This window comes from Mycobacterium colombiense, from assembly GCF_001672755.1.
Lineage (GTDB): Bacteria > Actinomycetota > Actinomycetes > Mycobacteriales > Mycobacteriaceae > Mycobacterium > Mycobacterium colombiense_C.
The window spans coordinates 1-11,906 of record NZ_LZKI01000153.1; the positions used below are offsets into that span (position 1 = coordinate 1).

Genomic DNA, 11,906 nt, shown 5'->3' on the forward strand with positions numbered 1-11,906 from the left:
CAACGACGCCACTCAGCCATCGGAGGACACCCCCCAATGAGCCGACTGTCACCAACCTGACTGCCGGGTACAGCTAGGAGCTAGGCGCGACCCGCGGCCGTCAGGGCCAGCAGCACAATCCACGCCCCCACGACGCCCACCGCGGCGCCCAGCACGAACCAGCGCAGCACCGGGGTTCGTCGCCACCCCCACAGGGTCGGTGCCAGTCCCCCGGCGGCCACCACGTTGAGCACCACGGCCAGCAGCGCGTGCACCCGAACCAGCCCCAGGCTGAGCACCACGATCGCGGCGGCGGTGATCACCGCAACGAATGCGGTCACCGTCAAACCCGTTGCCCAGGGCACGGATTCGTCTCTCATCAGCCGGAGCCTAGTCTGACTGTCCATCGCCGCCTCTCGTCGTCGAGCGCGCCCGCTCGTAGAACGCCAGCGCCGCCGCCGTGGCGACGTTGAGCGAATCGGTGCCCCGTGACATCGGGATGCGCACGCGCACATCGCTCAACCGCAGGGTGGCCGGCGTCAGCCCCGGCCCCTCGGCGCCCACCAGCACCGCGACGCGTTCGTCGCGCGCGGTCGTCATCGCCTCCGGCAAGGCGCACGCAGCGCCTTGCGGGGTCATCGCCATGAGTCGAAAACCGTTCTCCCGCAACGTCTCAAGCTCGGCAGGCCAACAGGCCGCGCGCGCATACGGCACCAGCAGCGCGTGGCCCATCGACACCCGTACCGCGCGGCGGTACAGCGGGTCGGCGCAGCCGCTGCCGAACACCACCGCGTCGACGCCGAGGCCCGCCGCGTTGCGGAAGATCGAGCCCAGGTTCTCGTGGTCGTTGACCCCTTCGAGCACCGCAACGGTGCGCGCCTCGGCGATCACCTCGCCGACGCTGGGTTCGGGCACCCGCCGGGCGGCCGCGAGCACGCCGCGATTGAGGTGGAAACCGACCGCCCGGGCCATGACGTCGGCGGAGGCTCGGTAGAACGGCACGGCGCTGCCGGCCAGATCGTCCTCGAGCTCGGCGAGCCGGCGGTCGGTGCCCAGCAGGGCATGCGGACGGAAGCGCGACGCCAGCATGCGCTGGACCACCAGCACCCCCTCGGCGATCACCAGCCCCTTGCCGGACGGCAGATCGGGACGACGATCGACGCTGTTCAGGTCCCGGAAATCGTCGAGCCTGGGATCGTCGGGGTCGTCAACGTCCTGAACATTGGGGGCCTCGGTCCGGTAACTCACGGGCCTTCGTCGACCAGGGCCAACATCAGATCGGCCGCGTTGCGCAGGGTGTCACGTTGCTCGCTGTCCAGCGTCGCCAGCCGCTTGGCCAGCCATTCCTGGCGGGCACGGCGATTCGCCTTGACCAGCTCGGCCCCGGCCTCGGAGACCGAGACAAGCACCTGCCGGCCGTCGACAGGGTGCGGCGCGCGGTCCACCAGGCCCATCTCGGCCAGCGATGCGATCACCCGGGTCATCGACGGCGGCCGGACCCGTTCGCGGATCGCCAGGGCGCCCGGTGTCATCGGGCCCTCGTTGGTCAGCATCGCCAGCGCCGACAGCTGGGACAACGACACCGGCGACGACGGGTTGCGAAATCGCAATTGGCGGGCCAGCCGCATAACAGCCAGTGACAGGTCGCTGGCCAGCCGCGCATCGCTGTCAGGCATGGCGCGAGGTTACACGGAAGCCTGCGAAACCGGGACACGAACCGGTGAACGACGGGTGCGGATTCTTTTCGCTAAGCTTCGGAATTTTGCTCGAAACGCTTACCCGCCCGCCCATCCCGCCTTGCTCAGCGGTTTCCGATCATCCATTTCGGCAAGTGGGTACACCGCCCGCGAACGCCGGCGGCGGGCTATGTTAATCGCGATGTCTGCCGAACCCGGTGATCGCCGCACCGCACCGCCGCTGCCGGCCGCGCTGCTGCACGTGTGGCCCTTCATCGCGCTCGGCGCGCTGGGCTGGCTGGCCGCGGTGGCCGCCGCTTTCCTGGTCCCCGCCCTGCAGGGGTGGCGTCCGGTGGCCCTGGCCGGGCTGGGCGTGGGCGTGCTCGGTACGAGCATCTTCCTGCTGCAGCTGGCCGCGGCCCGGCGCGGTGCGCGCGGCGCCCAGGCCGGGCTCGAAAACTATCTCAGCCACGAGTAATTCGCACACCCGGAGGAGCGATGGTAGCCCCGCTGCTGCAAACACACGTCGACATCGACGCCCCGGTGGCCACCGTGTGGGGATTGATTTCCGATCTGCGGCGAATGCCGCAGTGGAGCCCGCAGTGCCGGTGGATGAAGCCCTTCGGACCGGTCCGTCAAGGCACCAGGACCCTCAACCTCAACCGCCGCAAGCGGATGTTCTGGCCGACCACGTGCACGGTCGTCGAGATCGTCCCCGACCGCAGGCTCGCGTTCCGCGTGGACACCAACAACACCATCTGGACCTATGAGCTCGAGCCCAGCGGCGAGGGCACGCGGCTGATCGAGAGTCGTCACGCCGAAAACGGTGTCACCGCATTTTCGAACCTGTCGGTGAATGCGCTGTTCGGCGGAACCGAGAACTTCGAACGTGAATTGCTCGACGGGATGAACGCCTCGCTGGCGCGCATCAAGGCCGCCGCCGAAACCCGCTAGTCCGGGGTCTCGGTCTCCGGCTGCTGCTCGGTCTCCGGGGTCTCGGACACGGGCTCGGCTTGCGCCGTCTCACCCGCAGCGTCGGGCTGGGTCTCCGCGGCCGCGGGCTGGGTCTCCTCCACGGCCTCGGGCTGGGTCTCCGCGGTCTCGGGCTGTTGCTCCGCGGCCTCGGCCTCCGGCCGCGCTTCGGACGCCTCTGCCGATTCCGCTGGCGGCGCGGACGGCTCGACCGGTGCCTGGGTGACGTCCAGCAGGCCGTCGTCGAAGGGCTCGTAGGCCGGCGACCCGGTGCCCGCCGGGGCGGGGGTGTCCGAGTGAGCGCCGCAGCCGTACAACTTGTCGACGATGTGGCCGTCGGCCGACAGTTCGTTGCCGCACACGCCGAACAGCGCGCCCAGGGATCCCGACAGCGGCAGGAAGAAGCCGCAGTCGCGGCACACCCGCTTGGTCGATCGCGCCATCGGCGAGTCGGGGCCGTAATCGCCGGTGCGCCAGCGTTCGGCCGCCTCGGCGCGGCCCTCGGCGCTCATCACCCAGCGCCGGCCCAGCCCGATTTCCGCGGCGGTCTCGTCGACCTGGGGGTCACCGCTGGCGGTATAGCCGGGAACCAGCCGGGGATCGTCGGCGGCGGGCGCCAACAGGTCGCCGGGGCTCAGGTCCCCGGGCCGCACCCGCTGGTCCCACGGCACCCATTCCGGGGCCAGCAACGCCGTCGGCCCGGGCACCAGCACCACCTCGCTGACGGTGGCGTGATCGGCGCCGGGGTAGGCGGCCACGACGACCGCCCACTGCCAGCCCTGGTAGCCGGGCAGGTGCGCAAGGAACCGGTGGGTGGCGGTGTTCGGGTCTTCGTAGCCGACGCCCAGATAATCGCCGACCATCTCCGGCCCGCTGAACTCCACGACCGCGGCCCTGGCCTGGTCCGCCGCGCCCGTGAGCACCGTCGCCAACCCCTCGGGCCAGTCGGCCGCGGTCGCCACGGCGTACTCCACGGTGGGCTCCTCGATCGGTCGGGTCGCGCTGTCTTCTTTCTGCATTGCGGTTCCAATACTAGGTTGACGAGCCACACCCCGTTACCTGCAGACGCATCCAGGCCGCATAGGGGAGAATTGGGACGTGTCTGGACGGCGGCAAAACAATCCGGGCCGCGTGGCCTCTCAGCCGGGCCGCCGGCCCCGCAATGGCGCTGCCTCCCAGCATCCGGGCGCGGCCAACTACCCCGCCGGTGGGGCCGCCGATCGGCGCACCCGCCGCCCGTCGCCGATGCCGAGCGCCAACCGCTACCTGCCCCCGCTGGGCCACCAATCGGAGCCCGAACGCAACAGCGCCGAGGCTCCTCGCGGTCCGGCTTCCGGCGAGCGGATCACCGTCACCCGCGCCGCGGCGCTGCGCAGTCGCGAGATGGGTTCGCGGATGTACTGGATGGTGCAGCGGGCCGCGACGGCCGACGGCGCCGACAAGTCCGGCCTGACGGCGCTGACGTGGCCCGTGGTCGCCAATTTCGCGGTGGACGCCGCGATGGCCGTCGCGCTGGCCAATACGTTGTTCTTCGCGGCGGCGACCGGCGAGAGTAAGGGCCGGGTCGCGCTGTATCTGTTGATCACCATCGCCCCGTTCGCGGTGATCGCGCCGCTGATCGGCCCGGCGCTGGACCGGCTGCAGCACGGCCGCCGCGTCGCCCTGGCCGCGTCGTTCGCCCTGCGCACCGCGCTGGCCGTACTGCTGGTGATGAACTACGACGGCGCCACCGGCAGTTTCCCGTCGTGGGTGCTCTATCCGTGCGCGCTCGCGATGATGGTGTTCTCGAAGTCGTTCAGCGTGCTGCGCAGCGCGGTGACCCCGCGGGTGATGCCGCCGACCATCGACCTGGTGCGGGTCAACGCCAGGCTGACCATGTTCGGTCTGCTGGGCGGCACCATCGTCGGCGGCGCGATCGCGGGTGGCGTCGAATTCGTCTGCACCCACCTGTTCAAGCTCCCGGGGGCGTTGTTCGTGGTGATCGTCGTAACGATCGCCGGCGCCATGCTGTCGATGCGGATACCGCGCTGGGTGGAGGTGACCGCCGGTGAGGTTCCCGCCACCCTGAGCTACCGCCAGGACAGTGAACCGCTGCGCCGCAGCTGGCACAAGGAAGTCAGCGGGGCGCTGCGACAGCCGTTGGGCCGCAACATCATCACCTCGCTGTGGGGTAACTGCACCATCAAGGTCATGGTGGGCTTCCTGTTCCTGTATCCCGCGTTCGTCGCCAAGGCCCACCAGGCCAACGGCTGGGCCCAGATCGCCATGCTCGGGATGATCGGCGCCGCGGCCGGGATCGGCAATTTCGTCGGCAACTTCACCAGTGCGCGCCTGAAGTTGGGCCGGCCCGCCGCGCTGGTGGTGCGCTGCACGGTGGCGGTGAGCGCGGTCGCGCTGGCCGCCTCGGTGGCCGGCAACCTGATGTTGGCCGTGATCGCCACCCTGGTCACCTCGGGATCCAGCGCGATCGCGAAGGCGTCCCTGGACGCGTCGCTGCAGAACGACCTGCCGGAGGAATCCCGCGCATCGGGCTTCGGGCGCTCGGAGTCGACGCTGCAATTGGCCTGGGTCCTGGGGGGCGCGCTGGGGGTGTTGGTGTACACCGAGTTGTGGGTCGGTTTTACCGCGGTGACCGCGCTGCTCATCCTGGGCCTGGCGCAGACCCTGGTCAGCTTCCGCGGCAACTCACTGATTCCCGGCCTGGGAGGGAATAGGCCGATCATGGTCGAGCAGGAGGGCAAGCGCCGCGGTGTCGGCGCCACGGCGGTGGTTGCCGAGTGAAATCCGGAAGCAAGCGGGGCGTGGCCGTGCTGCTCGCCTGCCTGGTGGCTGTGCTCTGCGTCGGCGCCGGCGTCGCAACCTGGCTGTTGGTGGGCCGCTCCGGACCGCGGCACCCCGAGATCAGCGCGTATTCGCACGGACACCTGACCCGGGTGGGGCCGTACCTGTACTGCAACGTGCTCAACCTCGAAGACTGCGAGACGCCGCAGAACCAGGGCGAGCTGCCGGTCAGCGAGCGCTACCCGATTCAGCTCTCGGTGCCCGATGCCATCTACCGGGCGCCCTGGCGGTTGCTGCAGGTTTACGACGACCCCACCAACACCACCAGCACTATCTTCCGGCCGGGCACCCGGTTCGCCGTGACCATCCCCTCGGTCGACCCGCATCGCGGGCGTCTGGCAGGGATCGTCGTGCAGTTGCTGACGCTGGCGGTGGATCCGGCGGGTGAGCTGCGCGACGTCCCGCACGCGGAATGGTCAGTGCGGCTGACGTTCTGAGGATCGACCTTGTCGCTCAGGCCCCGTGGCCGGCGGGCACGCGTTCACCTTCCACCGGCGGCCCGGGGGGTGTGCCCGCTCCGAAAGGCTTGCCGCCCAGGCTCTCTCGCCCGTGCGGGGACAGCCAATGTGTCAGGTCCGGACCTTTGGGCACGATCCGGGTGGGATTGATGTCGGCATGCACGATGTAGTAGTGCTGCTTGATCTGGACGAAGTCGACGGTGTCACCGAAACCCGGGGTCTGGAACAGGTCACGCGCGTAGGCCCACAGCACCGGCATCTCGCTCAATTTGCTGCGATTGCATTTGAAATGCCCGTGATAAACCGGGTCGAAGCGTGCCAGAGTGGTGAACAGTCGCACGTCGGCCTCGGTGATGGTGTCGCCCACCAGGAATCGCTGATTGCTCAGCCGCTCGCTCACCCAATCCAGCGCGGTGAACAACCGGTCGTAGGCCGCGTCGTAGGCTTGCTGCGAACCGGCGAACCCGCACCGGTACACGCCGTTGTTGATCTCGGTGTAGATCCTCTTGCTCACCTCGTCGATCTCCGCGCGCAGCCGCTCGGGATACAGCTCGGGCGCCCCGTCGCGGTGGTAGGCCGACCATTCGGTCGACAGGTCCAGGGTCATCTGCGCGAAGTCGTTGGTGACCACCGCGCCGGTTCCGACGTCGACGATCGCGGGCACCGTGATGCCCTTGGGATAGTCGGGGAACCGCTTGAAGTAGGCGTCCTGCAGCCGCGGGATCTTCAGGACCGGGTCGACACCACCCGGATCCAGATCGAACGTCCAACTGCGCTCGTCGTGGGTGGGGCCGCAAAAGCCAATGGAGAGAACACTTTCCAGGCCTAGCAAGCGGCGCACGATGATCGCGCGGTTTGCCCACGGGCATGCGCGGGCGACGATGAGCCGATACCGGCCTGGCTCGACGGGGTAGCCGTCGCGTCCATCGGCGGTGATGCGGGTGGTGATGTAGTTGGTGTCACGGGTGAATTCGCCCGCCCCGGCAACGTAGGTGGCCATGGCGACAATTCTGCCTCAGCGGCGGCGGTCGGCGAACCAGGAGAAATCGAACGCGAAGCTATAGCTTCGCCTCCGACGGCGCGGATACCGTCAAAAACCGCCGGGCCAGGTTCGTTTCGGTGGACTCGCCGGGCTCCCAGTGCGCGATCCACGGCCCGGTGCCTTCTGACTGGTCGACGATCCCGTCCTCCAGCCAGGTGTAACGCCCCTCCAGGACGTCATGGGTCAGCTGAACATCGCTGCCGTCGGTGTTGGTCCACAGCGCATGGAACAAGGCTTCGACGCGCAGGGTCGCCTGCTGGCAGAACGTTTCGGCCAGCTCGTACGCCTGTTGACCGACGGTGGGATCGGCCACACGCTGGCCCTCGGCGCGCACGCACGCCGCAGACATCGCGAACAGCTCGGCACCGATATCGACGATGCGCCCGAGGAATCCCTGCCGTTGCTCCAGCTTGGCCTGCCAACGCGCCATCCCGTAGAAGGTGTTACGAGCCAACTTGCGGGACGAGCGTTCGACGAACCGGAGGTGCGTCGCCAAAGGGCCGAACTCGTTGTACGCCTTCGGTCGCTGACCTTCGCCAAAGACCAGCTGTGGCAACCACTTCGCGTAGAAGCCGCTCGCGCCGACCGCCGCGGCGGCCTTCTGCCGCAAGCCGGTGTCGGGTTTGGCGAGGTCGCCGGCCGCTGCGAGGTGGGCATCGACCGCCTCGCGGGCGATGAGCAGCCTCATGATCTCACTGGATCCTTCGAAGATGCGGTTGATCCGCAGGTCCCGCACCACCTGCTCGACGGGCACCGCGCGCTCACCTCGCGCCGCCAACGACTCTGCGGTCTCATAGCCCCGCCCACCGCGGATCTGCAAAACCTCATCGCCGATGGTGCAGGCCATCTCGCTGGCCCACAGTTTGGCCAACGCCGCCTCGATGCGGATGTCGTTGCGTCCCTCGTCGGCCATCTGCGAAGACAATTCGAGCACCGCATCAAGCGCGTAGTTGGTCGCGGCGACGAACGAGATCTTGCCGGCCACCGCTTCATGTTTGGCCAGCGGCTTGCCCCACTGCACACGCTCGCCAGACCATTCGCGGGCGATCTTCAGCGCCCACTTCGACGCTCCCGTCGCGGTCGCGGGCAGCGACAGCCGTCCGGCGTTGAGGGTGGTCAACGCGATCTTGAGCCCGTCACCTTCGCGGCCGATCAAATTTTCGCTAGGCACCCGAACCTGGTGCAGCCTGGTCACGCCGTTCTCAATACCGCGCAGCCCCATGAACTTGTTACGCCGCTCCACGGTGATCCCCGGCGAATCGGCCTCGACCACGAATGCGCTGATTCCACCCCGGTGCCCGTCGCTCTTGGGCACCCGCGCCATGACTACCAACAATTCGGCGACCACGCCGTTGGTGGTCCACAATTTCACACCCTCGAGTTCGTAAGCCTTCCCCTCTTCGACGGGTGTGGCCGTCGAGGCCAAGCGCGCCGGATCGGAGCCCACATCCGGTTCGGTGAGTAAAAACGCCGATATAGCCCCAGCAGCACACCGCGGCAAGTACTTCCGCTTCTGCTCCGGGGTTCCGGCGAGTTTGAGCGGCTCGGGTACTCCGATCGACTGATGGGCCGACAGCAGTGCGCCCAGACTGGGATGAACGCTCGAAATCATCATCAGTGCGCGGTTGTAGGCAACTTGCGACATGCCCAGTCCGCCGTATTCGGACGGAATTTTCATGCCGAAACAACCCAATTCGGCCAGGCCCTTCACGTATTCATCGGGAATCTGCGCGTCGCGCTCGATGACACGGCCGTCGACAGTGCCCAGAAATTGCCGCACCTTGTCGAGAAACGCGCGGGTGCGCTCCTCGTCGGCATCAGACGGTTTGGGGAATGGGTGTATCAGCTCTAGCGGAAAACGACCAAGGAACAACTCTTTGGCGAACGACGGTTTATCCCAACCACTTTCGCGAGATTCCTCGGCGAGAGCTCTCGCCTGCTCCTCGGTGACCTGCGCTTGCTGTGACATCGCAGCCTCCTTGCTAACGACTCACCCGACGTGTGGGTAGCCACTACCGGCCCGAATACCACACCTACGGACTCGAAGTTACCACCGGGTAGCTTCAAGGCGCAGTCGGTTCTGAGTCACCGGCCGGCTAGGCGTCGAGCTCCCGGGCCACGGCCTTGACCACCTCGGAAACGCGGCGGGCGGTCTTGCGGTCGGGGTAACGCCCCTTGCGCAACTCGGGCTGCACGGTGCTTTCCAGCAGGGTGATCATGTCCTCGACCATGCCGTGCAGCTCGTCGGGGCTGTGCTTGTGCTCGGCGGGTGCCTCGCGACGCGTCTTGGTCAGGCTCGGCGGCGGCTCAATCAGCTTGAGGCTCAACGCTTGCGGCCCGCGCCGCCCGGAGGCGATGCCGAACTCCACACGCTGGCCCGCCTTGAGGCCCTCGACCCCGGCGGGCAACGCCGACGAGCGAACGTACACGTCTTCGCCGTCCTCTTGCGACAGGAAGCCGAAGCCCTTGTCAGCGTCGTACCACTTAACCTTGCCCGTCGGCACTGGTCTCACCTGCTTGTCTAACGAATCAGTAGAAATAGGCAACACAATAAGCGTCCCGCCTGCGCAGGACGCCGTATTAGGAGTCTGATCCTACTCGGATGCCCGGGTAACCAGCACCCCCGTTATCGGGCACTCGGTACGCTTGGTAGTACCCGCGGAGGAGATATGCGCCTAGTCCTTAACGTCATCTGGCTCGTCTTCGGCGGCCTCTGGATGGCCGTCGGATACTTGGCTGCGGCGCTCATCAGCTTCTTGCTCATCATCACCATTCCGTTCGGCTTCGCGTCGCTGCGTATCGCCTCCTACGCGCTGTGGCCGTTCGGCCGCACCATCGTGGACAAACCGACCGCGGGGTCGGGGGCCCTGATCGGAAACGTCATCTGGATAGTGCTGTTCGGTGTGTGGCTGGCGATCGGTCATCTGGTCAGCGCGGCGGCGATGGCGCTCACGATCGTCGGCATTCCGCTGGCGCTGGCCAACCTCAAACTGATTCCGGTGTCATTGATGCCGCTGGGCAAGCAGATCGTTCCGGTCAGCTCGCCGACTCACCACGTGCCGCCGGTGGCCGCATGACCCTGACGACGCTGGGCGTCCCCACTGTGCCGAGCCGTGACGGCGGCCCGGCCGCACCCACGGACGCGCCGACCACCGGCCCGCTGGTGGATACCTATGGGCGGGTCGCCACCGACCTGAGGGTGTCGCTGACCGACCGCTGCAACCTGCGATGCAGCTATTGCATGCCCGCGGAGGGCTTGAACTGGCTGCCGGGCGAGCAACTGCTCAGCGCCGACGAGCTGGCCAGGCTGATGCGCATCGCGGTCACCCGGCTCGGGGTGACCAGCGTGCGGTTCACCGGCGGCGAACCCCTGCTGGCGCGCCACCTCGAAGAGGTGGTCACCGCGGCGGCCGGCCTTCAGCCGCGCCCCGAGATCTCGCTGACCACCAATGGCATCGGGTTGGCGCGGCGGGCCGCCGGCCTGGTCCGGGCGGGGCTGGACCGGGTCAACATCTCGCTGGACAGCGTGGATCGGCAGCATTTCGCGACCATCACCCGCCGCGACCGGCTCAACGATGTGCTGGCCGGCTTGGCCGCGGCGAAGGAAGCGGGCCTGACGCCGGTGAAGGTGAACGCCGTGCTCGACCCGGCCACCGGACGCGAGGACGTGGTGGAGCTGCTGCGGTTCTGCCTCAAACTCGGCTATCAATTGCGCGTCATCGAGCAGATGCCGCTGGATGCCGGGCACCAATGGCGCCGCGACGCCGCGTTGAGCGCCGACGACGTGCTGGCCGCGCTGCGCCCGCACTTCCGGCTGCGGCCGGACCCGGCGCCGCGTGGATCGGCGCCGGCCGAGCTCTGGCTGGTCGACACCGGCCCGGGCACACCGAGCGGCAAGTTCGGCGTCATCGCGTCGGTCTCGCACGCCTTCTGCTCGACGTGTGACCGCACTCGGCTGACGGCCGACGGCCAGATCCGCAGCTGCCTGTTCGCCGAGCAGGAGACCGACCTGCGCGGGCTGCTGCGCAGCGATGCGCCCGACGACGCGGTCGAGGCGGCGTGGCGCACCGCGATGTGGGGCAAGCCCGCCGGTCACGGCATCAACGACCCGAACTTCATCCAGCCCGTCCGCCCGATGAGCGCGATCGGTGGCTAGCCCCACGGGACAGACCCCTGTCCAAGCCAGCGGAATTCAGGTGACGGTGCGCTACTTCGCGGCCGCCCGCGCGGCCGCGGGTGTCGAGTCGGAGACGGTGGTGCTGCGACCCGGTACCACGGTCGGCGAACTGGTCGAGCGGCTCGCCGCTCAGGGGTCCCGCCTGGCCACCGTGCTGACCCGGTGCTCGTACCTGCGCGACGGGATCGCCGTCCGCGATGAGACCGCGACGTTGCAAACCGGTGACACGATTGATGTTCTGCCGCCCTTTTCTGGCGGCTGAAACTGTGAGTTATCTCACGTAACGGATTCATAACGGCGCGATCACGCTCCGATATCGCGCAGATTGACCTGCGGAAACACTATGTGTTCCTGCGGTTTTCGTGGATGGCCGAGAGGGAAACGCCGGGTTTCGCAAGACGTGACGAGACCAACAGAAACCGTTACCGTCTCCGAAGGCTCGCCAGCCGTCCCGATTGGCGGACCTCCCCTCCCTATCGCGCCGAGCTCCATCCAATAGGCGGGGGCCACCGAACTACATGGATGGAGACGGGGGACCCACCGGTCCACCGTGATCGGATTGGGGCCGCTCGCGGTCCCTAGGGGTGAAGCCGGCGTCGTCTCGCACGACGACTACGCCGGCCGGGTGGCCTCTCCAACCCGAACCCGACAGCTGACCTCGCAGGCGCGTGACGAGAGAGGAATACACCGGCGCGTATGAGTGGACGTCACCGTAAGCCCAGCAGTTCAAACATCAGCGTCGCCAAGATCGCCTTCACCGG

The 11,906-nt window shown here is 67.9% G+C and carries 13 protein-coding genes, 1 pseudogene and 1 riboswitch; of the genes and pseudogenes, 7 read left to right on the forward strand and 7 right to left on the reverse strand.

What is annotated here, in order from left to right; translation table 11 throughout:
• Positions 1-80 precede the first annotated feature (80 nt).
• The 3 genes from A5708_RS20830 to A5708_RS20840 are packed head-to-tail and all read right to left on the reverse strand — an operon-like array spanning position 81 to position 1,655.
• Positions 81-359: a DUF2537 domain-containing protein gene (locus tag A5708_RS20830; protein WP_065030442.1), complete on the reverse strand. Its 279-nt coding sequence runs from the start codon at positions 357-359 to the stop codon at positions 81-83.
• Between the two features lie 10 nt (positions 360-369).
• A complete protein-coding gene (locus A5708_RS20835; RefSeq protein WP_065030443.1) occupies positions 370-1,227 on the reverse strand; it encodes a TrmH family RNA methyltransferase in 858 nt (285 codons plus the stop codon).
• Positions 1,224-1,655 (reverse strand): MarR family winged helix-turn-helix transcriptional regulator, encoded by a 432-nt coding sequence (locus A5708_RS20840; protein WP_064882740.1) that lies wholly within the window; start codon positions 1,653-1,655, stop codon positions 1,224-1,226. Before A5708_RS20840 ends, A5708_RS20835 begins: the two co-directional genes overlap by 4 nt.
• Positions 1,656-1,857: 202 nt before the next feature.
• Between A5708_RS20840 and A5708_RS20845 the strand changes: the two genes are divergently transcribed.
• Together A5708_RS20845 and A5708_RS20850 are read left to right on the forward strand one after the other, a co-directional pair.
• Positions 1,858-2,133, forward strand: coding sequence for a DUF2530 domain-containing protein (locus tag A5708_RS20845; RefSeq protein WP_065030444.1), 276 nt, complete (start codon positions 1,858-1,860; stop codon positions 2,131-2,133).
• A 20-nt stretch (positions 2,134-2,153) separates the two neighbouring features.
• Positions 2,154-2,609, forward strand: a complete 456-nt coding sequence (locus A5708_RS20850; RefSeq protein WP_065030445.1) for an SRPBCC family protein — start codon at positions 2,154-2,156, stop codon at positions 2,607-2,609.
• Between the two features lie 221 nt (positions 2,610-2,830).
• Here the strand turns inward: A5708_RS20850 and A5708_RS20855 are convergent.
• Positions 2,831-3,616, reverse strand: a pseudogene (locus A5708_RS20855) (DUF3027 domain-containing protein); the annotation flags it as partial.
• 142 nt (positions 3,617-3,758) lie between these two features.
• On the opposite strand from A5708_RS20855, the gene A5708_RS20860 reads away from it, so the two are divergent.
• Together A5708_RS20860 and A5708_RS20865 are read left to right on the forward strand one after the other, a co-directional pair.
• On the forward strand, positions 3,759-5,408 hold the full coding sequence (locus A5708_RS20860) for an MFS transporter (RefSeq protein ID WP_155766108.1): 1,650 nt from the start codon (positions 3,759-3,761) through the stop codon (positions 5,406-5,408).
• Complete coding sequence (locus tag A5708_RS20865) at positions 5,405-5,905, forward strand: DUF2771 domain-containing protein (RefSeq protein WP_065030448.1); 501 nt, start codon at positions 5,405-5,407, stop codon at positions 5,903-5,905. The genes A5708_RS20860 and A5708_RS20865 overlap by 4 nt, the downstream gene beginning before the upstream one ends.
• Before the next feature lie 16 nt (positions 5,906-5,921).
• Here the strand turns inward: A5708_RS20865 and A5708_RS20870 are convergent, their stop codons facing one another.
• From A5708_RS20870 to A5708_RS20880, 3 genes are all read right to left on the reverse strand, one after another.
• Complete coding sequence (locus tag A5708_RS20870; protein WP_065030449.1) at positions 5,922-6,926, reverse strand: glutathione S-transferase family protein; 1,005 nt, start codon at positions 6,924-6,926, stop codon at positions 5,922-5,924.
• A gap of 58 nt (positions 6,927-6,984) precedes the next feature.
• Positions 6,985-8,937 carry an acyl-CoA dehydrogenase family protein gene (locus A5708_RS20875; RefSeq protein WP_065030450.1) on the reverse strand — a complete coding sequence of 651 codons (1,953 nt, stop codon included), beginning with the start codon at positions 8,935-8,937 and terminating at the stop codon, positions 6,985-6,987.
• Between the two features lie 127 nt (positions 8,938-9,064).
• Positions 9,065-9,472, reverse strand: a complete 408-nt coding sequence (locus A5708_RS20880) for a cold-shock protein (RefSeq protein WP_065030451.1) — start codon at positions 9,470-9,472, stop codon at positions 9,065-9,067.
• 165 nt (positions 9,473-9,637) lie between these two features.
• Here A5708_RS20880 and A5708_RS20885 point away from each other — a divergent pair, with 165 nt between their 5' ends.
• Genes A5708_RS20885 through A5708_RS20895 form a run of 3 tightly spaced genes read left to right on the forward strand, consistent with a single transcriptional unit; the run spans position 9,638 to position 11,407 of the window.
• Positions 9,638-10,045 carry a YccF domain-containing protein gene (locus A5708_RS20885; protein ID WP_064951133.1) on the forward strand — a complete coding sequence of 136 codons (408 nt, stop codon included), beginning with the start codon at positions 9,638-9,640 and terminating at the stop codon, positions 10,043-10,045.
• On the forward strand, positions 10,042-11,124 hold the full coding sequence (gene moaA / locus A5708_RS20890; protein ID WP_065030452.1) for a GTP 3',8-cyclase MoaA: 1,083 nt from the start codon (positions 10,042-10,044) through the stop codon (positions 11,122-11,124). The genes A5708_RS20885 and moaA overlap by 4 nt, the downstream gene beginning before the upstream one ends.
• Positions 11,117-11,407 carry a MoaD/ThiS family protein gene (locus A5708_RS20895; protein ID WP_065030453.1) on the forward strand — a complete coding sequence of 97 codons (291 nt, stop codon included), beginning with the start codon at positions 11,117-11,119 and terminating at the stop codon, positions 11,405-11,407. Before moaA ends, A5708_RS20895 begins: the two co-directional genes overlap by 8 nt.
• A gap of 207 nt (positions 11,408-11,614) precedes the next feature.
• Positions 11,615-11,828: riboswitch (cyclic di-AMP (ydaO/yuaA leader) on the forward strand.
• Positions 11,829-11,906 lie beyond the last annotated feature (78 nt).

What these genes read in the sequence shown, in the direction of transcription:
- A5708_RS20850 (WP_065030445.1), top strand. Translation starts at nt 2,154, where the DNA reads ATGGTAGCCCCGCTGCTGCAAACACACGTCGACATCGACGCCCCGGTG.
- A5708_RS20840 (WP_064882740.1), bottom strand. Translation starts at nt 1,655, where the DNA reads ATGCCTGACAGCGATGCGCGGCTGGCCAGCGACCTGTCACTGGCTGTT.
- A5708_RS20845 (WP_065030444.1), top strand. Translation starts at nt 1,858, where the DNA reads ATGTCTGCCGAACCCGGTGATCGCCGCACCGCACCGCCGCTGCCGGCC.
- moaA (WP_065030452.1), top strand. Translation starts at nt 10,042, where the DNA reads ATGACCCTGACGACGCTGGGCGTCCCCACTGTGCCGAGCCGTGACGGC.
- A5708_RS20875 (WP_065030450.1), bottom strand. Translation starts at nt 8,937, where the DNA reads ATGTCACAGCAAGCGCAGGTCACCGAGGAGCAGGCGAGAGCTCTCGCC.
- A5708_RS20830 (WP_065030442.1), bottom strand. Translation starts at nt 359, where the DNA reads ATGAGAGACGAATCCGTGCCCTGGGCAACGGGTTTGACGGTGACCGCA.
- A5708_RS20870 (WP_065030449.1), bottom strand. Translation starts at nt 6,926, where the DNA reads ATGGCCACCTACGTTGCCGGGGCGGGCGAATTCACCCGTGACACCAAC.
- A5708_RS20885 (WP_064951133.1), top strand. Translation starts at nt 9,638, where the DNA reads ATGCGCCTAGTCCTTAACGTCATCTGGCTCGTCTTCGGCGGCCTCTGG.